Below are 24,775 nucleotides of genomic sequence, written 5' to 3' on the forward strand. Positions count from 1 at the left end.
CACCCACTTTTCCGTGGAGACCTGGAACCTTGCGGCGGCCTGTCGGCGTTAGAGCGGGTGACGGTAGCTTCGGACCCACGGTCCGACCGGCCCGCACGACTTCAAGGAAGAGGACTCCCCGATGGCTGTAAGTCTGTCCAAGGGCGGCAACGTCTCGCTCACCAAGGAGGCCCCGGGCCTGACCGCCGTCACGGTGGGCCTCGGCTGGGACGTCCGTACGACCACCGGTACCGACTTCGACCTCGACGCGTCCGCGATCGCGGTCAACCCGACCGGCAAGGTCTACTCCGACGGGCACTTCGTCTTCTTCAACAACAAGGCGACGCCGGACCAGACCATCGTCCACACCGGTGACAACCGCAGTGGCGAGGGCGCGGGCGACGACGAGGCGATCAACGTCAACCTGGCCGGCCTGCCGGCCGACGTGGACAAGATCGTCTTCCCGGTCTCGATCTACGACGCGGTGACCCGCAGCCAGAACTTCGGCCAGGTGCGCAACGCGTACATCCGCATCGTCAACCAGGCCGGTGGCGCGGAGATCGCCCGCTACGACCTGAGCGAGGACGCCGCCACCGAGACCGCGATGGTCTTCGGCGAGCTCTACCGCAACGGCGCGGAGTGGAAGTTCCGCGCGGTCGGCCAGGGCTACGCGTCCGGCCTGACGGGCATCGCGACGGACTTCGGCGTCAACGTCTGACGCCCACCACCGGCATCGAGCAGGGCCCCGGCTTCGGCCGGGGCCCTGCTGCGTCGTACGGCCCCGGCGATGTGACGGATCGTCATATACATCGGCGGCGGCCCCGATGAACAAGGCAAGGATTGCCCCAACGCCCGATTAACGGACAGTGGTACGCACCTTTCGGACAAGAACCGGTCAAGGATTGTCGAGACCGTGCCAATATCTGGTACAAGGCACTCTCCGCCTGCATGACCTCGTCCACCGACTGCGCCAGCGCGCGCACCGCGACCCTCAAGGCGGCGGGCGACCTGTACGGCGCGAGCAGCGCCGAGTACCAGGCGGTCGCCGCCACCTGGACCGCCATCAACGTCAAGTAGCGGCCCGCGGCTTGCTCTTCCCGTAGAGCCAGGTGTCCCAGAGGGCCGTCAGGTCCTTGCCGGACTCCTTCTCGACGTACGCCGTGAAGTCGTCCGTCGACGCGTTGCCGTGGCGGTGGGCGGCGGTCCAGCCCCGCACGATGTCGAAGAAGGCGTCGTCGCCCACCGCTTCACGGACCTTGTGGATCACCATCGCCCCGCGCCCGTAGACCGGTTCGTCCGAGATGTCGGCCGCGGTCGGCGGACTGGCCGGCGGGAAGGCCCAGTTCGCCTTCTCACCGAACGCCCGGCGGAAGCTGGCGCCCACGGGGATGTGCTCGAAGTCGTCCGCCCACAGCCATTCCGCGTACGTCGCGAACCCCTCGTTGAGCCACATGTCCCGCCAGGACTTGGGCGTGACCGAGTCGCCGAACCACTGGTGCGCGAGCTCGTGGACGAGCAGCCCCTGGTCGGGCGCGCCGGGGAAGACCGGCTTGGTCTGGGTCTCCAGGGCGTACTCGGAGTCGTTGCCGCGCTCGACGATCGCGCCGGTGGAGGAGAAGGGGTAGGGGCCGAAGTTCTTGACGCCCCACTCCATCACCTCGGGGACGGTGGCCAGGACCTCGGCGCTGCTCTTCGCGACCGCCGGGTCCACGGCGGTGTGGACGGGCACGCCCGACGGCGTCCGTGAGGTCTTGGTCTCGTACGTGCCGATGGCGACGGTGGCGAGGTAGCTGGCCATCGGCTCGCCGTTGCGCCAGGCGAAGGTGGTGCGGCCGCCCCGGGTCCGCTCGCTCTTCAACTCGCCGTTGGAGATGGCCTTCAGGCCCTTGGGCACGGTGACCGTGATGTCGTACGACGCCTTGTCGCTGGGGTGGTTGTTGCCCGGGAACCACGCCATCGACCCGGTCGGCTGGCCGAGCGCGACCGCGCCGTCCACGGTCGTCAGCCAGCCCTCCTCCGAGTCGTCGGCATCGACGATCGTGGCCGGGTTGCCGGCGTAGCGGACGACGGCGGTGAAGGTCTCGCCGTCGGACAGTTCGGCGTCGGGGCGCAGCGTCAGCTCGTCGCCCGCGCGGCTGACGGCGGCGTCGGCGCCGTCCACGGTCGCGGACGAGACGTCCAGACCGTGGAGGTCGAGGTTGAAGGCACTCAGGTCCTGGGTGGCGCGCGCGGTGATCTCGGCGGTACCGGTGAGCCGGCCCGCGGGGCCGCCGTGGTCCGCGCGGCCGCTGCGGCCGGCGCCGCGCGTGCTGTCGCCGGGTGCGCTGCCACGTGTGTCGCCGGGTGCGCTGTCACCGCTGCCGGGTGCCGGGGTGTAGTCGAGGGTCAGGGCGTAGTGCTGGACGTCGTAGCCGCCGTTGCCGAGCCTCGGGAAGTACGGGTCGCGTACGCCCGACGCTCCCGGTGTGCCCTCGACTCCGCCGAGGCCGCCGAGGCTCGTGCACGACGTGAGCGCGAGCAGGGTGGCCACGGCGACGGCGGGAACTGTGCGGCGTACGCGAGTCCATTGGTCCACACAGATGATCCTATGCGCGAAATGTGCCACCCACCCGGGCAGCCTGCGCGTATCAGGGATGCCAGGGGTCCAGCGGATGTCAGCGGGTGCAGCGGGTGCAGCGGGTGCAGCGGGTGCAGCGGGTGCAGCGGGTGCAGCGGGTGTCAGCCTGCGGTGCCCGCGCGGCGGTCCTCGCGACCGACCGCCCGCAGCAGCCCCGCCATCGCGTCGAAGCCCCGGCGCTCCGCGTGGGCCAGCGGGGTCACCCCGTCGCCGTCCGGCAGGTCCGGGGTCGCGCCCGCCGTGATGAGCAGTTCGACGATCTCCTGATGGGCGCGGCCGCCGTCACCCAGGATCACGGCCTCCAGCAGGGCGGTCCAGCCGAGCCGGTTGACGTGGTCGACGTCGATGTCCGTCTCGCGCAGCACCGCCCGTACGTAATCGACATGGCCACGCTCGCACGCCGGGATCAGGGAGATCCCGCCGAAGCGGTTGCGCAGCTTCAGGTCGGGCCCGGCGGGCAGCAGCACCCGCATCATCGGCACGCTGCCGGTCACGCCCGTGACCAGCCACGCGCTGTCCTCGCGCCGGTCCTGCGCGTCCGGGTCGGCCCCGGCCGCGACCAGCACCGCGGCGGCCTCCACACGACTGCCGAGCGAGGCGAGCAGCAGCGGCGTGCGCAGCTCCTCGTCACGACTCTCGACGCGGGCGCCTTCGTCGACGGCGGCCCGGACACCGGACGCGTCGCCGCGCGCGGCCGCGTCGAGGAGCCGTCGCTCGGCAGGGGTCGGGTTCATGTGGAGGCCCTCCTCACTCGTACTGCTCGACTCGTATCTGCTTGCTCACTTGGCCAGCGCCGCGACGCCCGCCCGCGCGAACTTCTCGTCCAGGTCGCCGCTCGGCGCGCCGGCCACACCGATGCCCGCGACCGGGGCGCCCTTGGCCTGGACCGGGGCGCCGCCCGCCAGGAAGAGGGTGCCCGGGATGTCCTTCAGGTTCGGGGCCTGGGCGAGGCGCTTGGCCAGCTCGGAAGTGGGCGCGTTCCAGGAGACGGCGGTGAAGGCCTTGCGCTCGGCGGACTCGTACGACTGCGGGCCGGCGCCGTCGCCGCGCAGCGTGACGACGGTGTTGCCGTTGCGGTCGACCACGGCGACGGTGATGCGCTGGTTCTCGTTCTCGGCGGCGTCCAGGGCCGCCTGCGCGGCCTCGGTCGCGGCGGCGATCGTCAGGTGGGTGGACTGCTGGAGGTTCTTGTTCGCCGCGTCGGCCGTGACGGCGGCCGCCGGGGCGGCGGCGGGCTCGGTGGCGTTGGCGGACATCGCACCGAGGGTGCCGGCGCTCAGGGCGGCAGCGGCGACGGCGCCGGTCAGGACACGGGTGCGCAGCGAAAGCTTCTTCATGGCGGGACTCCTGGGAAAGGTCTCGGGTGGGGTCTCGGGTGGACCGCGGTGGGGCGTTCTTCCGCCTCACCCGGCTCCGGTATCGATCCTCCGGCCGCTGCCGGGCCCGTACCGTCGGCGTACCGGCTGCATACGGTGCGCGGGACGGCCGACCTTCCCGTCAGCCGATCGGTTGATGCGGCTCTGGTCCTACCGGGTCACCATGGGGACACAGGCGCAGGTCGGCGAGGAGCGAACGGTGCAGCAGGCGCAGGAGCACGAGCCGCAGGAGCACAGGCCGGAGGAGCGTCCGCAGCAGCCGGACCCCGACGCCCGCTGGCTCGCCCCCGTGATGCACGTGGCGTTCTTCCTGCTCCTGGGCGCCTCGCTCACCCGGTTCCTGCTGCGGCACCCCGGCGAGGCCCGCACTCCGTGGATCATCGCGCTGAGCATCACGCTGGCCCTGCTGTACGTCCTCGGCCCGGTCCTGGGCCCCACCGCCCCCGGGGCGGCCCGCCCCGCGCCCCGCAGGCTGGTCTGGCTCGGCGGGGTCGTCGCCGTGTGGATGGTGCTCGTGGTCCTGGCGCCGAGCTTCGCCTGGTGCGCGGTGCCGCTCTTCTACACCGGGCTGCGTACCCTGCCCTCCCGCGCCGCGCTCGTCCTGGTCTGCGTGCTCACCGCGTTCGTCGTCGCCGCGCAGCTCCAGCTCGCCCGCGGCGGCTTCGACCCGAACCTGGTGCTGGCGCCCCCGGCGGTGGCGGCGGTCGCGACCGCCGTCTTCCTCTACATGCAGCGGCAGGCCGCGCGGCAGCGGGCGCTGATCGACGACCTCATCCGTACGCGCCGCGAACTGGCCGCGACCGAGCGGCGCGAGGGAACGCTGGCCGAGCGTCAGCGCCTCTCCATGGAGATCCACGACACGCTGGCCCAGGGCCTGTCCAGCCAGCAGATGCTCCTCCAGGCGGCGGACCGGCAGTGGGAAGCGGACCCGGAGACGGCGCGCGGTCATGTCCGTACGGCCGAGTCCATCGCGGAACGCAACCTCGCCGAGGCGCGCCGCTTCGTGCACGACCTGGCCCCCGCCGACCTGGCCGAGGGCGGCAGCCTGGAGGAGGCACTGCGGATGCTCGCCACGCGGGAGTCGGCAGCCTTCCGGGTGGACGGGGCGCCGGTCGCCGCTCTGCCGGACCGGGTGCAGTCGGCGCTCCTGCGGATCGCGCAGGGCGCGCTGGCGAACGTACGCGAACACGCGAACGCGCGGGCGGCGGCGCTCACCCTGACGTACCTCGGCGACCAAGTGGTCCTGGACATCGCCGACGACGGCACGGGCTTCGCAGAAGCCCCGTCCGTACGCGGCGGCGTACGCGGCCACGGACTGCCCGCGATGCGTGCCCGCGTGCGGCAGCTCGGCGGCACCCTGACGATCGAGTCCGCCCCCGGGGAGGGCACCGTGCTCTCCGCCGCGATCCCCCTGGAGCCTCGGCCATGAATCCCGCGCAGCCCGTGAACCCGGTACGCATTCTGCTCTGCGACGACCACGTGGTCGTACGCGCCGGACTGCTCGCCCTGCTGGGCAGCGAACCGGACATCGAGGTCGTCGGCGAGGCGGGCAGCGGCGAGGAGGCGGTGGCACTGGCCGCCAAGCTGAGCCCGGACGTGGTCCTGATGGATCTCCAGCTGGGAGCCGGCATCGACGGGGTCGAGGCGACCCGTCGCATCGCTCCGACCGGAGTGCATGTGCTGGTCCTGACGACGTACGACACGGACGCGGACATCACGCGGGCGATCGAGGCGGGCGCGACGGGCTACCTGCTCAAGGCGGAGCGCCCCGAGGAACTCTTCACCGCGATCCGCTCGGCCGCCCAGGGCCGCACGACGCTCTCCCCACCGGTCGCCAGCCGCGTCATGGACCGCATGCGCGGGGCGGGCCGCCCGACGCTGACGGAGCGGGAGACGGACATCCTGGGGCAGCTGGCGCACGGCCTGGGCAACCGGGAGATCGCCCGCGCGCTGTTCATCAGCGAGGCGACGGTGAAGACGCACCTGGGCCGCATCTACGCCAAGCTCGGAGTGGACACGCGGTCGGGCGCCGTGGCGGTGGCCAAGGAACAACGCCTGCTGCCGTGAGGTGTGCGGGTCGCGCGTGTGCGGGGACAGCGTTGTGCCGGGGCGGGGGCACGGGGCCCCTGGCCCTCACGCAGGTGGGCCGAGCGCGGGGCAGCAGGGGAAGAGCTCGGGGCCAGGAGCGCTCCGTTTCCCGGCCGTACGGAGAGCCTCGCCGGGCGTGACACCATCGACTACGTGCTCGACATCGGCTACTCCCTCTCCCGCCGCTTCCCCGACCCCCCGCAGACCGACTACCGGCGCGCCGGCGTCCACGACCTGCGGCACGACCTCTTCTGCGGGGACGTGTATCTCGCCGACACCAAGGCGGACCGGGAAGTGTCCACAGCCTGGGGATGGGTTCCCGTGCTCGACTTCGCGTGGGCCCTGTGCGACATCGTCGAGCTGCTCGACCAGGACCCGCGCGGCAGCCGCTCCGCCAAGCCGCAGTTCGCCGAGCTGGACTTCACCGAGTCGACGGACCGGATGCTCTTCGAGCGCCGCTTCGGCTGGGTCGACATCGCGGCCGACTGGATGCCGGTCGAGGAGCCCCCGATCACCTTCGGCCACCGGCTGCTCCGCCGCGAGGCCCGCGACTTCCTGCACGACCTGATCGCGGACCTCACCGACATGCACGACGGCCTCGCCGACAACCCGGCGATCTGGGACCTCCAGGCCCGCTTCCCCCGCCTGCCCTCCTGACCCCTAGCCCCCCGGGCTCTCCACCCGCACCCCGATCTGCGTCGCGAACGCCGGCGCCAGTTCAAGGAGTTGGGACGGGCTGATCACCGAGCCCGCCAGCCGGTCGACACCCCGTGCGATGTCCAGCTCCGCGACCGTACGCAGGTCCACGTCGGCCATCGTCGCCGCGCTGAAGTCCGCCCGCCGCAGTACGCAGTCGCGGAACTCCACCCGCTCCAGGCGCGCCCCGCCGAAGTCCGGCTCGACGAGCACACAGCCCTCGAAGACGACGTCCTTGAGGCGCGCCGTGCGCAGGTTCAGGTAATCGATCTTCCCGCCCCGCACCAGCACCCGCTCCAGCGACGACGCGTGCAGCTGGACCCCGCCGAGCCGGGCGTCGATCACCTCCACGTCGCGCAGGGACGCCTCGGCCAGGTCGGTGCCCACGCCCCGGACCCCGTCCAGCACCGAGTCGATGAAGCGCGCCCGGCCCAGTCTCGTCTCGTCGAGCGCCACGCCGTACAGGCCGCAGTCCATGAAACGGGCCCCGCGCCCCTCCTGCGCCGTCAGGTCCAGCTCGCGGAACTCCACGCCGTCGTAGTCCCCCTCCGACTCCAGTTCACCGGGGCCGAACGGCTCCAGCGGCGGCAGCCGCACCTCCGGGCGCCGTACGGGACGTACGGGCGGGGACTTCTTCGGCTGAGTGCTCGCGTTCCGTGCCATCCCCCCATGCTGGACCACCCCACTGACAATTCCGCCGGCCCCGATGTCACATCCGCGAACCCGCCGTCCGTCACACCCGTGAGAGCGACCACCACGGCAAGGAGAGCGGAAGATGCGGCACCACATCACTGTCATCGGCGGCGGCGTCGCCGGCCTCACCGCAGCCGTCACCGCGGCCGAATCGGGCGCCAAGGTGACGCTGTACGAGGCCCACCACACCCTCGGCGGACGGGCCCGCACCGCCGAGGGACCGTACCGGACGAACGAAGGCCCGCACGCCCTCTACAACGGCGGCCCGCTCTGGGGCTGGCTCAAGCAGCGTGACCTGCTCGGCCCGGTCGTGGCCGTGCCCCCGCTCGAAGCCGCCCGCCTGCGCTTCCACCGGGGCGGCGCCCTGCGGCGTACCCCACCGCTCGCGATGGTGAAACTCGCCCTGCGCTCCGCCGCGAAAGCCCCCGTGGACGCCGACTTCCTGACCTGGGCCACCGGCGAGGTGGGCGAGGCAGGGGCGCGCACGACAGCGCACTTCGTCGCGGTTGCCCTCTTCCACCACGACCCGGGCTCCCTCTCCGCCCGCTTCGTGCAGGAGCGGCTGCGGCGCGTCGTCAAGCTGCCGCCCGAGGCGCACTATCCGCGCGGCGGCTGGGCCTCGGTCGTCGACCGGATGGCCGCGCGGGCCTGGAATCTCGGCGTACGGATCGAGACGACGGAGCGCGTCACCGCCCTCCCCGACAACCGCGGCCCCGTGATCGTCGCGACCTCCCTGGACGCGGCCCGCCGGCTGCTCGGCGACGCCTCCCTGACCTGGGACAGCGGGCGTACGGTACTGCTCGATCTGGCCGTCAGGACGCGCAGGGGCGACCCGTTCATCATCTCCGACCTCCAGGCGCCGGGCTGGATCGAACGGTTCACCGCCCAGGACCCCTCCCTCGCCCCGGCCGGCGAACAGCTTCTCCAGAGCCAGTTCCCGATCGCCCCCGACGAGACCAGGGCCGACGGCATCGCGCGCGGCGAACGCCTCCTCGACCTCGGCTTCCCCGGCTGGCGCGAGCGCACCACCTGGCGGCGCGAGGCCCTCGCCGCGGGCCGTACGGGCGCACTCGACCGGCCCGGCACCACGTGGCGGGACCGCCCCTCCGTCAACCGCGGTGACGGCGTGTTCCTCGCGGGCGACCAGGTGGCGGCCCCGGGCCTGCTGGCCGAAGTGGCGTTCAACAGCGGCCTGGAGGCGGCGACACTGGCGCTGCGGGAGCCCGAAGGACCGGCGGCCGGCAAGGGCTTGACCTCAACCGCGCTTGAGGCATGAGTCTGAGCCGTGTCAAAGATCCGGAAGCCCTGAAGTTCCGAGGAGCCCGTCATGCACGCAGTCCGCCTTCACGCCTTCGGCCCCGCCGAGAATCTCACGTACGAGAAGACCGACGACCCCGTCCCGGGCCCCGGCCAGGTCCGCATCGCCGTCGCGGCGGCCGGCGTGCACCTGCTCGACACCGCCCTGCGCCAGGGCATGCCGGGCCCCTTCCCCGCCCCCGCCGAACTGCCCTCCGTCCCCGGCCGCGAGGTCGCCGGCACGGTGGAGTCGCTCGGCGAGGGCACCGACCCGTCGTGGCTCGGCAAGCGCGTCGTCGTCCACCTCGGCATGCCCCAGCCTTCCGGTGGAAACCCCCGGACCTCCTCCGGCGGCTACGCCGAACTGGCCGTCACCGACGCCGAGCGCCTCCAGGAAATCCCGGAGAACCTCGACGAGGCCCAGGCCGTCGCCATGATCGGCACCGGCCGCACCACCATGGGAATCCTCCAGTTCACCGAGGTGACAGCCGACACCGTCGCCGTCGTCCCGGCGGCCGCCGGCGGCATCGGCACGCTCCTCGTCCAGTACGTGAAGAACGCCGGGGGCACCGTCATCGGCCTGGCCGGCGGCCCCGCCAAGGTCGCCCGCGTACAGGAGAACGGCGCCGACCTGGCCGTCGACTACACGCTGCCCGACTGGCCGGAGCGCGTACGCGAGTTCCTCGGCGACGGCGGCGCCACCGTCGTCTTCGACTCGGTCGGCGGGGACACCGGCCGCGCGGCCGTGGACCTCCTCGGCAGAGGCGGACAGCACGTCGTCTTCGGCTGGTCCTCGGACGGCCTGCACGACGGCTCCCCGCTGACCTTCACCGACGAGGAACTGGCCGCGCGCGGCATCACCTCCGAGGGCGTACTCGGCCCCGCGATGCTCGGCAGAGCCGGCGGCGACAACCCCCTGCGCACCCTGGAGAACCGCGCCCTCGCGGAAGCGGCGGCCGGCCGTCTGGTCCCGGCAGTCCAGCGCTTCCCCCTCGCGGAGGCGGCGGCGGCCCATCACGCCCTGGAAACGCGCGGCACGATGGGCAAGGTCGTCCTCGTCCCGTAGCGGTCGGCGCACGTCCCGGCCGCCCGGCGCGGCCGCCGGGGCCCCTTTCGGCACGGCCGGCATCCAGTCCTGAGACCCCTACAACCTCGCACGCCCTTTGATCGTCTCCTGTACGTCAACCGCTCTTGCCGGACCACTCCCCGGGGGCAACGGGCGGTAGCGAACACATCAGGAGACATTCATGCGCATACGCCATGCCGCCGGCGCGGCACTTCTCGTGGCGTCCATCGTTCCGGTCGTCACTGCGCCCGGCGCGGCAGCGGCCGCCGCCAAGTACGCCGACGACTTCAACGGTGACGGCTACCGCGACTACGCCGCCTACGAGTTCACCGCGAACAACGGCGGCGGCGTCCGCGTCACGTTCGGCACCGCCGACGGCCCCGGCACCCGGACCCAGCTCATCACCCAGTCGAGCACCGGCGTCCCCGGCAGCGACGAGGCGGACGACATGTTCGGCGATATCAGGACCCCCGCCGACTTCAACGCCGACGGCTACGCCGACCTGGCGGTGACGGCGTACGGCGAGGACGTCGACGGGCGCGTCGACCAGGGCTCCGTCACCATCCTGTGGGGCAGCGCGAGCGGCCTCAACGGCGGCACCTCGGTCCCCAACATGGGCGCGAAGGTCTCCAACGGCCGCTTCGGCCGCGGCCTCGCCGCCGCAGACTTCAACGGAGACGGAAAGAAGGACCTCGCCGCCACCAGCGCAGGCAAGACCTACGTCTACCGAGGGTCCATCACCCGCACCGGCGTGGCCGGTTCCGTGTCCACCCTGGCCAAGACGGGCTTCGCCGCCCAGTCCCTGACCGCCGGCAAGCTGAACGGTGACTCCAGCACCGATCTGGTGATCGTCGGGGTGGTCGACGTCCCGAACGTCTTCGCCACGGACGCCTGGTTCATCAAGGGCGGCTCGACGCCGACCGGCGGCAAGACCCTACGCCTCGCCACGGACTACGCCGACCCGCGGCCGGGCGTGATCGCCGACTTCAACAAGGACGGATACGGCGACATCGCGTTCGGCACGCTGATGCACGACAACTACAAGGGCCGGGTGTCGGTCTGGTACGGCTCCTCGACCGGTCCCGGCACCAGCGCCCGCATCACCCAGGCCACCAGCGGCGTCGCCGGCACACCCGAGACCGATGACCGCTTCGGCGGTTCCGTCTCGGCCGCCGACGTCAACGGCGACGGCTACAAGGACCTGGCGGTCGGCGTGGACGGAGAGAAGATCGGCGACCACGCGGATGCCGGTGGAGTCCACGTCCTGAAGGGCAGCGCAAGCGGCCTCACCGGCACCGGCTCCCAGTGGTTCTCCCGCGACACCACCGGCGTACCGGGCTCCGTGGCATGGAACGACTGCTTCGGCTCCACGGTCCGCCTCCGTGACACCGACCGCGACGGCTACGCCGACCTGTACGCCACCGGCATAGCCGCCGACTCGCTGCGCCTCCCCGGCACGGCGTCCGGCATCACCACGACGGGCGTCTCCCCGGCCGACGGGGGCGTCATCGAAGGCATGCTCCAGTAAGAAGCCGCCACGCTCCGGTCGCGGGGGCGACGTCCCCCGCGGCTAGCTCCCGCCCAGTTCCGCCAGCGCCCCGTCCGTCAGCCGGTACACCGTCCACTCGTCCTGCGGCAGCGCACCCAGCGACCGGTAGAAGTTGATCGACGGCTCGTTCCAGTCCAGGACGGACCACTCCAGCCGCTCGTACCCCCGCTCCACACAGATCCGGGCCAACGACGCCAGCAGCGCCTTCCCGTGCCCGCCCCCGCGCCGCGAAGGCCGCACGTACAAGTCCTCCAGATAGATCCCGTGCACCCCGCGCCACGTGGAGAAGTTCAGGAACCACAGCGCGAAGCCCGCGATCTCCCCCTCCTCCGTCTCCGCGATGTGCGCGTACGCCGCCGGGCGCTCCCCGAAGAGCGCCTCACGCAACTGCTCCTCGCTCGCCCGCGCCTCGTGCAACGCCTTCTCGTACTCGGCGAGTTCGCGGACCATCTCGTGAATGACAGGGACATCGGCAGGTGTGGCGTTTCGAATCATCCCCGCAGCGTAAGCAATGCCCGCGCGACCTCCACCTGCTCCCCCGGCAGCTCCCCCTCCCCGGCCTCCTCGTCCTCCCAGTCCCACAGAAAGTTCTGCAGCACCCGCCCGAGCGTCCACGCCCGCGCCCGCCCCCGGTCGAGCCCCAGCACCTCCGTCATCAGGTCGAACCGCGCCCCGACCTGCCCCGTCGAACCGGTTCACCAGCGCCGGCAACAGCTCGAACCCCGTATCCCCCGCCGGCGGCTTCGGATCGATCACCACCCAGGGCTCACCGCGCCCCGCCCCGGGCAGCGCGGCGATCCACTCCCGCCCCGCGTCACCCGTCGAACTCCACCTGCGTCACGGCCAGAGCTTCCGGAATCTCGATCGCGGCCGGATCCTACGACCGCGCAAAGGCCCCCCTCCATTGCCGCACCCCACCCCCGCCCGCTAGCGTCCCGGCCACCACCACTGATCAGCAGCGGAAACGAACGCAGGGGCATCATGAGCACCGTCAACGGCGGCATCTCCTACTGGTACGCGAACGAAGGCATGCCCGACCCCCGCGAGCCCCTGCCCGGCGACGCGACGGCCGACGTCTGCATCGTCGGCGCCGGCTACACCGGCCTGTGGACGGCGTACTACCTCAAGAAGGCCGTCCCCTTCCTCAACATCACCGTCCTGGAAGCCAAGTTCTGCGGCTACGGCGCCTCCGGCCGCAATGGCGGCTGGCTCTACAACGGCATCGCCGGCCGCGACCGCTACGCCAAGCTGCACGGCCACGACGCCGCCGTCCGCCTCCAGCAGGCCATGAACGACACGGTCACCGAGGTCATCAACACCGCCGCCGCCGAGAACATCGACGCCGACATCCACCAGGGCGGCGTACTCGAAGTCGCCTACACGCCCGCCCAGCTCGCCCGCCTCAAGCACTTCCACGCCGCCGAGATCGCCTTCGGCGAGAAGGAACGCACCCTCCACGGCGCCCGCGAGACCGCCGAACGCATCCGCGTGACCGGCGCCGTCGGCTCCACGTGGACCCCGCACGGCGCCCGCCTGCACCCCGTCAAGCTCCTCAAGGGCCTGGCCGCGGCGGTCGAAGCCCTGGGCGTGACGATCCACGAATCCACCCCGGTCACGGAGATCAAGCCCAAGCACGCCGTCACCCCCTACGGCACGGTCCGCGCCCCGTACATCCTGCGCTGCACCGAGGGCTTCACCGCCGGCCTCAAGGGGCAGCGCCGCGCCTGGCTCCCCATGAACTCCTCGATGATCGTCACCGAACCGGTCCCCGCCTCCGTCTGGGAAACGATCGGCTGGGACGGCCGCGAGACCCTCGGCGACATGGCCCACGCCTACATGTACGCGCAGCGCACCGCCGACGACCGCATCGCCCTCGGCGGCCGCGGCGTCCCGTACCGCTACGGCTCCCGTACCGACAACGACGGCCGCACCCAGCCCGCCACCATCGACGCCCTGCGCGAGATCCTCGTCCGCTTCTTCCCCACCACGGCCGGCATCCCCATCGCCCACGCCTGGTCGGGCGTGCTCGGCGTCCCCCGCGACTGGTGCTCCACCGTCGCCCTCGACCGCTCGACCGGCATCGGCTGGGCGGGCGGCTACGTCGGCAGCGGCGTGGCGACGACCAATCTCGCCGCCCGCACCCTGCGCGACCTGATCCAGCAGGACTCGGGCCAGGGCGGCCCGACCGACCTGACCACCCTCCCCTGGGTCAACCACAAGGTCCGCAAGTGGGAGCCGGAACCCTTCCGCTGGCTCGGAGTCCAGGCCATGTACGCCGCCTACCGCACGGCGGACCGCCGCGAGGCCCACGGCCGCACCACCGAAACGGACCCGATCGCCAGGACCGCCGACCGCATCGCGGGCCGCAGCTGAGCCCCACAATCACAAAAGCAAACGCCCCGGACTCGTCGAGTCCGGGGCGTTTTGCCTGCTGGAGCCCCCTGTCGGATTCGAACCGACGACCTACGCATTACAAGTGCGTTGCTCTGGCCGGACTGAGCTAAGGAGGCGTCGCACCACGTCAGAGCCGCGCGCGAAGGCTGCTCCACTCTACACAGGCCCCTGATCCCCAATCCATCACGTTGCGCACCCGGCCCCTGCGGTCACGCCTCTCGAAAACCGTTCCCTTCCCGCTACTGACAGAACCGGCCTCGCCAGGTAGCGTCACGGCAGGTTCACACTGGTGGACTACACCACTCCCTTACTCGGATCGTCCGGCACGTTCCTGCCGGTGAAGGAGAACATCACCATGGCAACTGTCACGTTCGACAAGGCCACCCGGATTTACCCGGGCTCCACCAAGCCCGCCGTCGACCAGCTCGACATCGAGATCGAGGACGGCGAGTTCCTCGTTCTCGTCGGCCCCTCCGGCTGCGGCAAGTCGACCTCCCTGCGCATGCTCGCGGGTCTCGAGGACGTCAACGGCGGCGCCATCCGCATCGGTGACCGCGACGTCACGCACCTGCCGCCGAAGGACCGGGACATCGCCATGGTGTTCCAGAACTACGCGCTGTACCCGCACATGTCCGTCGCCGACAACATGGGCTTCGCGCTCAAGATCGCCGGCGTGAACAAGAGCGAGATCCGCAAGAAGGTCGAAGAGGCCGCGAAGATCCTCGACCTCACCGAGTACCTGGATCGCAAGCCCAAGGCCCTCTCCGGCGGTCAGCGCCAGCGTGTCGCGATGGGTCGCGCCATCGTGCGTGAGCCCCAGGTCTTCCTCATGGACGAGCCGCTGTCGAACCTCGACGCCAAGCTCCGCGTCTCCACGCGTACGCAGATCGCCTCGCTCCAGCGCCGCCTGGGCATCACCACCGTGTACGTCACGCACGACCAGGTCGAGGCCATGACGATGGGCGACCGGGTCGCGGTACTGAAGGACGGTCTGCTCCAGCAGGTCGACTCCCCGCGCAACATGTACGACCGTCCCGCGAACCTCTTCGTCGCCGGCTTCATCGGCTCGCCCGCCATGAACCTCGTCGAGGTCCCGATCACCGACGGCGGCGTGAAGTTCGGCAACAGCGTCGTTCCCGTCTCGCGCGAGGCGCTCTCCGCCGCCGCCGACCGGGGCGACACGACCGTCACCGTCGGCGTCCGTCCCGAGCACTTCGACATCGTCGAGCAGAACGGCGCCGCCGCCGCGTCCCTCACCAAGACCACCGACGACGCCCCGGCCGGCCTGGCCGTCACCGTCAACGTCGTCGAGGAACTCGGCGCCGACGGTTACGTCTACGGCAGCGCGCAGGTCGGCGGCGGCCATCAGGACCTGGTCGTCCGCGTCAACGGCCGCGCCGTCCCGGGCAAGGGCACCGAGCTGCACGTCGTGCCGCGCGCGGGCGAGACGCACGTCTTCTCCTCCTCGACGGGCGAGCGCCTCAGCGACTGACATCCGACACCTGGCATCCGGCATCGGATCCCGGTACGAAGGTGGGCCCCGCACTTCGGTGCGGGGCCCACTTCGTGTTTGCGCCGAGGTGCGGGGTGTCGACAAATACCCCGGCAGATCGGGCATTTCGAATTCCGTACGTCAACACCCAATTCGAAAAATGCCATCGAACCATCCCCCGGGAGAGTGACTAAATGTCTCCAAATCATTACTGCCCGCTACGCTCACTCGCGTGACCCACACAGCCCGCCGAATCGGCCGAAGTCTCGCTCTCGTCCTGCCCGTCGTCCTGGTGCTCTCCGGGACCCTCGCGGTCGCCAACGTCCCGTGGTCCACGAGCGGACCCGAGACGCAGGTTCTGACCGCGTCGTCCGAGAAGGCAAACGTACGCGCCAAGCCCCGCGCTCCGCAGGACATTCTGCGCGACAAGCTCCTTCTGGAGCTCCAGGAGAAGGACCCCGGTGTCGCGCTCACGCACCTCCAGCGCGAGGTCGAGCGGCGCCCTTCGCTCGCCCAGCACTGCATGTCGATCGCCCGCTCGCTCGGCCGCGCCGCCGTGAAGCAGTACGGTCCGACGCGCGCGCAGTCGTTCTCGCGCCCCGTCTGCGACACCTCCTTCGCCTCCGGCGTCGCCCGGCAGACGGGCTGAGCGGCGGCCGACGGCGTCCTGCCGCATATCGTGCCCCGTATGACCCGTACGACGACGTATCCGACGCAGGCCGTGGTCCTGGCCGGCGGCCAGGGCTCGCGACTGCGCCCGTACACCGACGACCGCCCCAAGCCGATGGTCGAGATCCCTGGCACCGGGACCCCGATCATCGGCCATCAGCTTTCCTGGCTCGCCGCGGAAGGCGTGACCGACGCGGTCATCTCCTGCGGCCATCTCGCCGGCGTGCTCCAGCAGTGGCTGGACACGACCGACCTTCCGCTGCGTGTCACCACCGTGGTGGAGAGCGAGCCGTTGGGCCGCGGCGGCGGCCTCAAGTACGCCGCCGCGCACCTTCCGGACCCCGAACAGCCCTGGTACGCGACCAACGGCGACATCTGGACGCGCTTCTCCCTCCAGGACATGGCCGCCTTCCACGCCGAGCGCGACGCGACCGCGACCCTCGCCCTGGCCCGCCCCCGGATCCCGTGGGGCGCCGTCGAGACGGACGCCTTCGGCCACATCACGGACTTCATCGAGTCGCCGCCCTCGCCCTACCTCATCAACGCGGGCGTGTACGTCTTCTCAGCGGCCTTCACAGCGCTTCTCCCGGACCTGGGCGACCACGAACGCACCACGTTCCCCCGGCTGGCGCGAGAGCGCCTTCTGGCGGGCTTCCCGCTGCCGCACGGGGCGTACTGGCGGGCCATCGACACCGCCAAGGACTTGAGCGAGGCCGCCAAGGAGCTCGCCGCCGCGCGCGGTTGAGTACGCCACGCTGATTTCTTTACCCGTTGATTCCGGTACGCCGCTGGCCCCCGTGCCGGGCCGGTTCCCCTGCCGGCCGGCCGATACGCGGAGAAGGGCCCGGCGCACATCCCGTGCGCCGGGCCCTTCCTTGTGACGTCGCGGCGATACGTCGCGGCCGCGTCAGCCGAGCAGGCCGCCGATCACCCGGCCGCCGCTGCCACCGCTGCCGCTGCCGCCACCGCTGCCGCCGGTGCCGCTGCCGCCCGTGGTGCCGCTCGTCGTACCGCCGCCGGTGGTCCCACCGGTGGTGCTGCTGCCGCCCGTGGTCCCGCCGCTGCCCGCCCCGCCGCTGGTCGTCGGTCCCGCGCTGGTGGTGGGCGCCTGCGGGGGCGCGGGCTGCCGCTGGGGCGGGGCCTGGCCGGCCGTGCTGCCCTGCGTCTGGCTCGGCCGCTGGACGTCCGTGCCGACCGTGCCCGTCTCACGGACCGTGCCGGGCGTCGTGGCCCTGGCCGAGGGGCCGGCGGAGCTGCTCGCCGAGGGGGCGGGGCTGCGGCCGGTCGGGCCCTGCGAGGCGCGGCCGGTGCTGCCTCCCGTCTCCTGGGGGAGCGGGGCCCCGGGGAGGTAGTTGGTCGGGTCGTCGTTCGGACCGGGCACGGTGACGATGTCCGAGGAACGTACGGCCCCGCCCAGCATCGAGCCGATGAGCAGCGTGACTCCCACCACGAGGGAGGCGACGACGGTGCCGCGCCGCAGTACGCGGCACCGCAGCTCCCACAGTTCCGAGCGCGGCCCGAGCTTGCGCCAGGCCTCGCCGGCGAGGCGGCCGTCAATGGAGTAGACGGGCGCGCCCGCGATGATCAGCGGGGACCAGGCGGCGAGGTAGATGATGTCGGGCGCGTCGTACGCCGGTACGGTCTTCCAGCTCACCGTCATGATCAGCGCGGCGGAGAGCAGCGTGCCGAAGCAGGCGGCGACGCGCTGCCACAGCCCCAGCACCGTCAGCACGCCGACGACGACCTGGAGGAACGCGACGGTCAGGCCGGCGCCCACCGGGTGGCTCAGCGCGAAGTCGCGCAGCGGCTCGGCGACGGTCCAGGGGTGCAGCGAAGTGAGCCACTTGACCATGGAGCCGCGTTCGCCGCCGTCGAAGTACACGGGGTCGCAGAGTTTGCCCATGCCGGCGTAGATGGAGATGAAGCCGAGGAACACGCGGAGCGGCAGCAGCACCACGCCGAGGTTCATCCGCCGCCCGGGGTAGTACGCGTGCCGGACGGCGTCGGCGCCGCCGCGGCGGCCGCGCTCACCGTCCTGCTCGTACTCGTCGTCGTCGTAGTCGTCGTCGAACTCCCTGGCGGCGTAGGCGTCTTCGCCTGTCCGGTCGGGTACGTCGTACGCGCCGACCGTCTGCTTCATTCTGGGCAGCATCTGCGTCATGGGCGGCTCGGAGCGCGGCCTGATGACGGTGGGGATCGCCGCTGTGTCCTCTGCGGTCTCGCCCACGGCGAGCCGGGGGATGACCTGCGTGGCGCCGCTGTCGAGGCGCTCGCCGGGGGAGGAGTTGCGTACGGCCTGGAGCAGCCCGGTGGCGCCGGGGTCTCCCGGCTCGGACTTCCCGCTCCAGACGACGGGCGCCCGCCGTCGGCCTGCGGTCGCACCGGCCATCGCCGGAATGCGAGCCGTGCCCCCCAGCCCACTGCCCACACCGCCCGCGCCCGCGTACGGCGGGACGGGCCGTTGGCTCTGGGCCGGGGCGAGCTGCACGCGGAAGCTGGCGTGGTTGACGATGACCTGCGCTGGGTCGCAGGGCACCTTGACCATGCTCAGGGCGGGCTGATCGTCGAACCCGGGTGTTCTGGTGTCCACGCTCATCTAACCGAGTGATGTGTCGTTAGGACACTGCCTTGACGCCCCCGATCTGTCCGAGACCCGTCAAGACACCCTTACCGGGACATATCCGACTCCGCCCACGCCTCCGGATCAGCGCCTGCGCTGCGCCGCTTCCCAGAGCACGATGCCCGCCGCCACACCGGCGTTCAGCGACTCGGCGCCGCCCGGCATCGGGATGCGGACGAGGTAGTCGCACGTCTCGCCGACGAGGCGGCCGAGGCCCTTGCCCTCACTGCCGATGACGATGACGACCGGGCCGCCGAGCTGCTCCAGGTCCTGGACCGTGTGCTCGCCGTCCGCCGCGAGGCCGACGACCGTGATCCCGGCCTTCTGGTAGCTCTCCAGGGCGCGCGTCAGGTTGGTGACGCGGGAGACCGGCGTACGGGCCGCCGTACCGGCGGAGGACTTCCACGCGCCGGCCGTCATGCCCGCCGCGCGGCGCTCCGGCACGACCACGCCGTGGCCGCCGAACGCGGAGACGGAGCGGACGATCGCGCCGAGGTTGCGCGGGTCGGTCACACCGTCGAGGGCGACGATCAGCGGGTCCTCGTGCTTGTCGTACGCCGCCGCCGTGAGGTCGTCCGGGTGCGCGTACTCGTACGGCGGGACCTGGAGGACGAGGCCCTGGTGGTTCAGGCCGTTCGTCATCCGGTCGAGCTCCGGACGCGGGGCCTCCATCAGGTTGATGTTGCCGCGCTCGCCCGCGAGCTGGAGCGCCTCGCGCACCCGCTCGTCGTTGTCGATGTACTGCTGGACGTACAGCGTGGTCGCCGGGACGCCGTCGCGCAGCGCCTCGAAGACCGGGTTGCGGCCCACGACCATCTCGGACGTGCCCTTGGCGCCGCCGCGGCGCGGGGCCGGGCGGCGGACCGCGGCCTGCTTGGCCTTGGCGGTCGCGATGCGGTTCTTCTTGTGCTTCTTACGGGCCTCGGCCGGCGGCGTCGGGCCCTTGCCTTCCAGGCCGCGGCGTCGCTGGCCACCGCTGCCGACCGTAGCGCCCTTCTTGTTGGACGTGCGGCGGTTCCTGCGCTGGCTGTTCCCGGCCATGACCTGTTACCTGTTCCGTTGCTTCAGACGTACGTACGTATAAGTGAAAGTGTGCCGCCCGGGACGCCGGGCGGCACATCGCGCGTGCCGCGCACGGTGCCCGGCGCGCCCGTCAGCGTGATCCGAGGGTCCATCGCGGGCCCGACGGACTGTCCTCGATGACGAGGCCGGACTGCTGGAGCTGGTCGCGGATCGCGTCCGCCGCGGCCCAGTCCTTGCGGTCACGGGCCGACTGCCGCTGGTCGAGTACGAGGCGTACGAGCGTGTCGACGACCCCGTGGAGGTCCTCGCCGCGCTCCGTGCCGCCGCCCGTCCACTGCTCGGACAGCGGGTCGAGGCCGAGGACGGCAAGCATCGCCCGTACCTCCGCGAGCCGTGCGACGGCCTCGTCCTTGTCGTCGGCGGCCAGCGCGGAGTTGCCCTGGCGCACGGTGGTGTGGACGATCGCGAGCGCCTGCGGGACGCCCAGGTCGTCGTCCATCGCCTCGGCGAAGGCGGGCGGGACCTCGGCCGCGGGCTCGACGACGCCCCCCGCCTTCTCGATCACGCGCTGGACGAAGCCCTCGATGCGCGCGAAGGCGGACTCGGCCTCGCGCAGGGCGTCCTCGCTGTACTCGATGGTGGAGCGGTAGTGCGGCGTACCGAGGTAGTAGCGCAGCACGATCGGGCGCCATGCCTTGACCATCTCGCTGACGAGCACCGAGTTGCCGAGCGACTTCGACATCTTCTCGCCGGCCATGGTGACCCAGTGGTTGTGCACCCAGTACTTGGCGAAGTCGTCGCCGAAGGCCTTGGCCTGGGCGATCTCGTTCTCGTGGTGCGGGAAGATCAGGTCGATCCCGCCGCCGTGGATGTCGAAGGCGGAGCCCAGGTACTTGTGGGCCATCGCGGAGCACTCCAGGTGCCAGCCGGGACGCCCGCGTCCCCACGGGGTCTCCCAGCTCGGCTCGCCCGGCTTCGCGGCCTTCCACATGGCGAAGTCGCGCTGGTCGCGCTTGCCGGTCTCGCCCTCGCCGGACGGCTGGAGGAGGTTGTCGAGCTCCTGGTTGGAGAGCTCCAGGTAGCCGGGGTGCGAGCGGACGTCGAAGTAGACGTTCCCGTCGGCCTCGTAGGCGTGACCGCGCTCGATGAGGCCGCGCATCATCTCGACCATCTCGGTGACGTGGCCGGTGGCGCGTGGCTCGTACGTGGGCGGGAGGCAGCCGAGGGCGTCGTAGCCGTCGTTGAAGGCGCGCTCGTTCTCGTACCCGATGGACCACCAGGGGCGGCCCTGCTCGGCCGACTTCCCGATGATCTTGTCGTCGATGTCCGTGACATTGCGGATGAACGTCACGTCGTAGCCCCGGTACGTGAACCAGCGGCGCATGATGTCGAAGTTGAGGCCCGACCTGATGTGGCCGATGTGCGGGGCGGCCTGCACGGTAGCGCCACAGAGGTAGATCGAGACGCAGCCCGGCGTGAGCGGGGCGAAGTCGCGAGTCTGCCGGGCGCTGGTGTCGTACAGCCGAATAGTCACCACACCAGGGTAGTGGGCGGACGGCAGTGCCCAGCGACCCTTTCCGGTGCAAGGGGTCGCGGCGCAGCGGTCGCATCCGTTCCGCTTCACCCGTACGGGCTGAGCGTCTCCTGCGGAGCCCGGGCCACGGACGTCCTGCGGGCGTTCCCTCGAACGCCGGACGGGCCGGACTGCCCGCCCAGCGGCGGACTTCAGCCGGTGCGGACCACCAACGCCGTGGCGATCGCCGCCAGGCCCTCGCCCCGGCCGGTGAAGCCGAGGCCGTCGGACGTCGCGGCAGAGAGCGAGACCGGCGCCCCGACCGCCGCCGACAGCACCTTCTGTGCTTCCTCCCGGCGCTTGCCGATCTTCGGCCGTACGCCGACGACCTGCACGGCGACGTTCCCGATCCCGAAGCCCTCGGACCGTACGATCCGCGCGGCCTCGGTCAGCAGTGTGATGCCGGACGCACCGGACCACTCAGGACGCCCGGTGCCGAAGTGCGCACCGAGGTCACCCAGGCCGGCCGCGGAGAAGAGCGCGTTGCAGGCGGCGTGCGCGACGACGTCGGCGTCCGAGTGGCCGGCCAGGCCGGGGCCCTCGCCCTCCCAGAGCAGGCCTCCGCACCACAGCTCGCGGCCCTCCTCGAAGGCGTGGATGTCGGTGCCGATGCCGACGAGCGGCAGCGGGGGAAGCGAGGGAATGTCAGAAGCCATCGTTGGCCCTCCTGCGGGCGAGTACCGCCTCGGCCAGGACGAGGTCCAGCGGCCGGGTCACCTTGAATGCCTCTTCGTGGCCGGGCACGACCACGACCTGCACGCCGAGCTGCTCGACCATCCCGGCGCAGTCCGTCGCGCCTTCCCCGCTCGCCGCGATCGTCGCGTGCGCACGCACGAGCGTGGCCCGGTCGAAGCCCTGCGGAGTCTGTACGGCGCGCAGGCGGGCCCGCGCGGGCGTGGCGACGACCGGCTCGGGCTCGCCCTTCTCACCGGGCTCGACCTCCTTGACGGTGTCGGCCAGCGGCATCGCGGGCACCACGGCCGGCGCTCCGTCCCGTACGGCCTCGATGACCGCGTCGACGGTGTCGACGGGTACGAGCGGGCGTGCCGCGTCGTGCACGAGGACCGCGGTGATGTCGGCGGGCAGCGCTTCGAGTCCGAGCCGCACCGACTCCTGGCGGGTCTCACCGCCCGGTACGACGAGGAAGTCCGTCCGCTCGGGCAGGGCGTGTTCGCCGAGGAGGTTCTTGACCTCGGCGGCGCCGTCCTTCGGGGCCACCACGACGACGAGCGAGACGGCCCTGGAGTTGGCCATGGCCCGTACCGCGTGGATCAGCATGGGGGTGCCGCTCAGCGCGCGGAGCGCCTTGGGCGCGCCGGGGCCCAGCCGTACGCCGCGGCCGGCCGCGGGGATCACGGCGGCGGTGCGCGGAGTGGGCGTGGGGCGCGATTCGTCTGTCATCGGTAGCTCCGGGGCCGACATGCTTCGGGAACGGGTTTGGGTCCGCCAGGTTTGTGTCCGCGGCCCTGGTGGGTATGGCCACAGCGTGCCGGGCGCGACGCCTTGACCGGCCCCTTCCGTGAGGACTGGTCGAGCCAGCTGCCCGGGCCCGGCACACCAGAGCACCAGAGCACCAGGCATCAACGCACAGAGGCACCGCATCAGGGCACGCGGGGACGGGGATCAGGCGCGCGGAGGAAACGCAACATGCCGCAGCGCCCGCAACAAGGGCTGGAGAACCTTGTCGGCGGGCACCGCGGCATCATTACTGGGTATCAGGGAAGGAGTCCCTGCGACCCGGAGTCAGGACGCGAGGACCTCGTCGAGCAGAGCCTCGGCCTTGTCTTCATTGGTGTTCTCCGCGAGTGCGAGCTCGCTCACCAGGATCTGGCGCGCCTTGGCGAGCATGCGCTTCTCACCTGCGGAGAGACCGCGCTCACGCTCACGGCGCCACAGGTCGCGGACTACCTCGGCGACCTTGATGACATCACCGGAGGCGAGCTTCTCGAGATTTGCCTTGTAGCGCCGGGACCAGTTCGTCGGCTCTTCGGCATACGGTGCACGCAGCACCTCGAAGACCCGGTCGAGCCCTTCCTGACCGACTACATCGCGTACACCGACGAACTCCGCATTGTCCGCAGGCACACGAACAGTCAAGTCACCCTGGGCAACCTTGAGCACCAAGTAGGTCTTGTCCACACCTTTGATCTGGCGAGTTTCGATAGCCTCGATCAGTGCGGCCCCGTGATGGGGATAGACCACGGTGTCGCCAACCTTGAACGTCATGTGACAGGTACCCCTTCCGTGGCTATCCAGAGTAACACGGATACGGCTTCTTCTGAATGGCGTTTCCGCAGGTCAGGGCATATCTCGGGGCTTGACAACAGCAACACGAACGTGCTGCGCAGGGGTTCCGGAAGCGGGTATTCGCAGGTCGGAGCGGCTGTACGGGCGCAGAGAAACGCGTACGTTACACCCATCGCAGAGGCCTCCGAAGAGGCTGAACGTCCCGTTTTGCCGGGTTCCAAGCGGTGAACTTGGTGTACTCCGTTCGCCGATCGGCTACCCGTTCGGCCACAATCGGGAATTGATCACGTGCGGCAGTGATCAATTCTCCGGAGCCCCCATACATTCCATACGGATAATCCGCACGCGGGACGCACGCATGACCTCCCCCTGATATGTGAACGACGTACGAAACAAGCCGCAAGGTCTCCGGCGGCCGGTATGGGCGGGCGGGGTGGGGCGGGTCGGGTGCGAGGGCCGCCCGACGGCTCGGTAACCTAAGCGCGCCGATCACACCCTCGGGGCGGCTTCACGCCGCTCGAACCCGTCTAACAGGAGATGCCTCCGCCGTGAGCCGCAGCCTTCGACGCGGTGCCCTCGCCGCCACCGCCATCGTGTTCTCGATCGCTTCGCTTGCCGCCTGTGGTGCGGGCAACGACGCGCAGACGCTGGGGGTCAGGCCGGACAATGCCGCAACCACCGTCGACAACATCAAGATCCAGAACGCGACGATCGTCACCCAGCCGGAGCTCGACGCCGAGGGACCCGCGGTCGTCACCGGAACGGTCTTCAACAACGGGGCCGAGGCGCAGACGCTCGAAGCGGTCACGCTGCCCGGCACGAGCGCCAAGGTGAAGCTCAAGCCGGCCAAGGGCTCCGGCCCGCTGACCGTGCCTGCCGGCGGTTCGCTCCTCCTCGGCGGCGAAGGCAACGCCTCCGCCGTGATCGAGAGCGGCCGCGAGGCGGCGAAGGACGGCGACGCGCAGCCCGTCGTCTTCGAGCTCAGCGATACCGGCACGGTCGAGCTGCGGGCGTTCGTGGTCCCGGCCACGCAGTACTTCAAGGACATCGGCCCGAGCGAGCTCCCGAAGCCGCCGGCCCAGTCGCCGTCCGGCTCGGCGACCGCCACTCCGTCGGGCAGCCCGACGGAGTCGGCCACCGGCGAGGCGGGTTCCACCGCGTCGACGACCCCGTCGGGGGGCACCTCGGCATCCTCCGACGAAGGCGGGGAGCACGGCGGCGCGGGTCACTGACGCCCGTACACGCGCGACAGACTGAAGGGGGCGCCCCCCGCCCGTGGGAGCCGGGGGGGGGGGCGGGGGGGGCCGCCGCCGCGCCCGGGGGGCGCGCCCGTCGCCGTACGGCTGCGCAGTGAGGCGTCGAACGAGGCCGAGCGGCTCAAGACGGAGGCTCAGGAC

The 24,775-nt window shown here is 71.3% G+C and carries 23 protein-coding genes, 1 tRNA gene and 2 pseudogenes; 13 read left to right on the forward strand and 13 right to left on the reverse strand.

The features are described 5' to 3' along the window. The first annotated feature begins 121 nt into the window (after nt 1–121). Both ACWIHY_RS27780 and ACWIHY_RS27785 read left to right on the forward strand, forming a co-directional pair. A complete protein-coding gene (locus ACWIHY_RS27780; protein WP_454378410.1) occupies nt 122–697 on the forward strand; it encodes a TerD family protein in 576 nt (191 codons plus the stop codon). 197 nt (nt 698–894) lie between these two features. Further along, a pseudogene (locus ACWIHY_RS27785) lies at nt 895–1,056 on the forward strand (M4 family metallopeptidase); the annotation flags it as partial. Here ACWIHY_RS27785 and ACWIHY_RS27790 read toward each other — a convergent pair. From ACWIHY_RS27790 to ACWIHY_RS27800, 3 genes are all read right to left on the reverse strand, one after another. Then, nucleotides 1,049–2,509, reverse strand: coding sequence for a M1 family metallopeptidase (locus ACWIHY_RS27790; protein ID WP_454378456.1), 1,461 nt, complete (start codon nt 2,507–2,509; stop codon nt 1,049–1,051). The pseudogene ACWIHY_RS27785 and the gene ACWIHY_RS27790 overlap by 8 nt on opposite strands. A 188-nt stretch (nt 2,510–2,697) precedes the next feature. Continuing rightward, nucleotides 2,698–3,330, reverse strand: coding sequence for an ankyrin repeat domain-containing protein (locus ACWIHY_RS27795; protein WP_454378412.1), 633 nt, complete (start codon nt 3,328–3,330; stop codon nt 2,698–2,700). A gap of 45 nt (nt 3,331–3,375) precedes the next feature. Beyond that, complete coding sequence (locus ACWIHY_RS27800) at nt 3,376–3,933, reverse strand: GlcG/HbpS family heme-binding protein (protein ID WP_454378413.1); 558 nt, start codon at nt 3,931–3,933, stop codon at nt 3,376–3,378. Nucleotides 3,934–4,264: 331 nt separating this feature from the next. Between ACWIHY_RS27800 and ACWIHY_RS27805 the strand changes: the two genes are divergently transcribed. The 3 genes from ACWIHY_RS27805 (at nt 4,265) to ACWIHY_RS27815 (ending at nt 6,717) form a co-directional block, all read left to right on the forward strand. Further along, nucleotides 4,265–5,401, forward strand: coding sequence for a sensor histidine kinase (locus ACWIHY_RS27805; protein ID WP_454378458.1), 1,137 nt, complete (start codon nt 4,265–4,267; stop codon nt 5,399–5,401). Then, nucleotides 5,398–6,039: a response regulator gene (locus tag ACWIHY_RS27810; RefSeq protein WP_454378415.1), complete on the forward strand. Its 642-nt coding sequence runs from the start codon at nt 5,398–5,400 to the stop codon at nt 6,037–6,039. The genes ACWIHY_RS27805 and ACWIHY_RS27810 overlap by 4 nt, the downstream gene beginning before the upstream one ends. A 174-nt stretch (nt 6,040–6,213) precedes the next feature. Then, the gene (locus ACWIHY_RS27815) at nt 6,214–6,717 is read left to right on the forward strand and encodes a hypothetical protein (protein ID WP_454378416.1); all 504 of its coding nucleotides are present in this window, start codon (nt 6,214–6,216) and stop codon (nt 6,715–6,717) included. 3 nt (nt 6,718–6,720) lie between these two features. Here the strand turns inward: ACWIHY_RS27815 and ACWIHY_RS27820 are convergent, their stop codons facing one another. Next, nucleotides 6,721–7,419, reverse strand: coding sequence for a pentapeptide repeat-containing protein (locus ACWIHY_RS27820; protein ID WP_454378418.1), 699 nt, complete (start codon nt 7,417–7,419; stop codon nt 6,721–6,723). Nucleotides 7,420–7,531: 112 nt separating this feature from the next. Here ACWIHY_RS27820 and ACWIHY_RS27825 point away from each other — a divergent pair, with 112 nt between their 5' ends. From ACWIHY_RS27825 to ACWIHY_RS27835, 3 genes are all read left to right on the forward strand, one after another. After that, the gene (locus ACWIHY_RS27825) at nt 7,532–8,725 is read left to right on the forward strand and encodes a phytoene desaturase family protein (protein ID WP_454378420.1); all 1,194 of its coding nucleotides are present in this window, start codon (nt 7,532–7,534) and stop codon (nt 8,723–8,725) included. 51 nt (nt 8,726–8,776) lie between these two features. Beyond that, nucleotides 8,777–9,811, forward strand: coding sequence for a zinc-binding dehydrogenase (locus ACWIHY_RS27830; protein ID WP_454378422.1), 1,035 nt, complete (start codon nt 8,777–8,779; stop codon nt 9,809–9,811). A gap of 181 nt (nt 9,812–9,992) precedes the next feature. Next, nucleotides 9,993–11,339, forward strand: coding sequence for an FG-GAP and VCBS repeat-containing protein (locus ACWIHY_RS27835; RefSeq protein WP_454378424.1), 1,347 nt, complete (start codon nt 9,993–9,995; stop codon nt 11,337–11,339). Nucleotides 11,340–11,381: 42 nt separating this feature from the next. Here the strand turns inward: ACWIHY_RS27835 and ACWIHY_RS27840 are convergent, their stop codons facing one another. Both ACWIHY_RS27840 and ACWIHY_RS27845 read right to left on the reverse strand, forming a co-directional pair. Further along, nucleotides 11,382–11,855 carry an N-acetyltransferase family protein gene (locus ACWIHY_RS27840; RefSeq protein WP_454378425.1) on the reverse strand — a complete coding sequence of 158 codons (474 nt, stop codon included), beginning with the start codon at nt 11,853–11,855 and terminating at the stop codon, nt 11,382–11,384. Beyond that, nucleotides 11,852–12,131, reverse strand: a pseudogene (locus ACWIHY_RS27845) (aminoglycoside phosphotransferase family protein); the annotation flags it as partial. The pseudogene ACWIHY_RS27845 and the gene ACWIHY_RS27840, both read right to left, overlap by 4 nt. 210 nt (nt 12,132–12,341) lie before the next feature. On the opposite strand from ACWIHY_RS27845, the gene ACWIHY_RS27850 reads away from it, so the two are divergent. Beyond that, on the forward strand, nt 12,342–13,733 hold the full coding sequence (locus ACWIHY_RS27850; protein ID WP_454378427.1) for an NAD(P)/FAD-dependent oxidoreductase: 1,392 nt from the start codon (nt 12,342–12,344) through the stop codon (nt 13,731–13,733). A gap of 59 nt (nt 13,734–13,792) precedes the next feature. Here ACWIHY_RS27850 and ACWIHY_RS27855 read toward each other — a convergent pair. Then, a tRNA-Thr gene (locus ACWIHY_RS27855) sits at nt 13,793–13,870 on the reverse strand. A 239-nt stretch (nt 13,871–14,109) separates the two neighbouring features. Between ACWIHY_RS27855 and ACWIHY_RS27860 the strand changes: the two genes are divergently transcribed. The 3 genes from ACWIHY_RS27860 (at nt 14,110) to ACWIHY_RS27870 (ending at nt 16,660) form a co-directional block, all read left to right on the forward strand. Continuing rightward, entirely contained in the window at nt 14,110–15,246 is a 1,137-nt protein-coding gene (locus ACWIHY_RS27860) for an ABC transporter ATP-binding protein (RefSeq protein ID WP_454378460.1), read from the forward strand. Nucleotides 15,247–15,478: 232 nt separating this feature from the next. Further along, entirely contained in the window at nt 15,479–15,895 is a 417-nt protein-coding gene (locus tag ACWIHY_RS27865; protein WP_454378429.1) for a hypothetical protein, read from the forward strand. A gap of 39 nt (nt 15,896–15,934) precedes the next feature. Further along, nucleotides 15,935–16,660, forward strand: coding sequence for a nucleotidyltransferase family protein (locus ACWIHY_RS27870; RefSeq protein ID WP_454378430.1), 726 nt, complete (start codon nt 15,935–15,937; stop codon nt 16,658–16,660). 162 nt (nt 16,661–16,822) lie between these two features. Here the strand turns inward: ACWIHY_RS27870 and ACWIHY_RS27875 are convergent, their stop codons facing one another. From ACWIHY_RS27875 to ACWIHY_RS27900, 6 genes are all read right to left on the reverse strand, one after another. After that, nucleotides 16,823–18,511, reverse strand: coding sequence for a DoxX family membrane protein (locus tag ACWIHY_RS27875; RefSeq protein WP_454378432.1), 1,689 nt, complete (start codon nt 18,509–18,511; stop codon nt 16,823–16,825). Nucleotides 18,512–18,619: 108 nt separating this feature from the next. Next, nucleotides 18,620–19,576 carry a 23S rRNA (guanosine(2251)-2'-O)-methyltransferase RlmB gene (gene rlmB / locus ACWIHY_RS27880; RefSeq protein ID WP_454378434.1) on the reverse strand — a complete coding sequence of 319 codons (957 nt, stop codon included), beginning with the start codon at nt 19,574–19,576 and terminating at the stop codon, nt 18,620–18,622. 112 nt (nt 19,577–19,688) lie between these two features. Beyond that, the gene (gene cysS / locus ACWIHY_RS27885) at nt 19,689–21,092 is read right to left on the reverse strand and encodes a cysteine--tRNA ligase (RefSeq protein ID WP_454378435.1); all 1,404 of its coding nucleotides are present in this window, start codon (nt 21,090–21,092) and stop codon (nt 19,689–19,691) included. A gap of 191 nt (nt 21,093–21,283) precedes the next feature. Next, a complete protein-coding gene (gene ispF / locus ACWIHY_RS27890) occupies nt 21,284–21,787 on the reverse strand; it encodes a 2-C-methyl-D-erythritol 2,4-cyclodiphosphate synthase (protein ID WP_454378437.1) in 504 nt (167 codons plus the stop codon). Continuing rightward, entirely contained in the window at nt 21,777–22,532 is a 756-nt protein-coding gene (gene ispD / locus ACWIHY_RS27895; protein WP_454378439.1) for a 2-C-methyl-D-erythritol 4-phosphate cytidylyltransferase, read from the reverse strand. The genes ispF and ispD overlap by 11 nt, the downstream gene beginning before the upstream one ends. A gap of 342 nt (nt 22,533–22,874) precedes the next feature. After that, nucleotides 22,875–23,357, reverse strand: a complete 483-nt coding sequence (locus tag ACWIHY_RS27900) for a CarD family transcriptional regulator (protein ID WP_006380568.1) — start codon at nt 23,355–23,357, stop codon at nt 22,875–22,877. 569 nt (nt 23,358–23,926) lie between these two features. Between ACWIHY_RS27900 and ACWIHY_RS27905 the strand changes: the two genes are divergently transcribed. Continuing rightward, complete coding sequence (locus tag ACWIHY_RS27905) at nt 23,927–24,610, forward strand: DUF461 domain-containing protein (RefSeq protein WP_454378441.1); 684 nt, start codon at nt 23,927–23,929, stop codon at nt 24,608–24,610. Nucleotides 24,611–24,775 lie beyond the last annotated feature (165 nt).

The sequence above is a fragment of the Streptomyces sp. NPDC055287 genome (assembly GCF_053646035.1).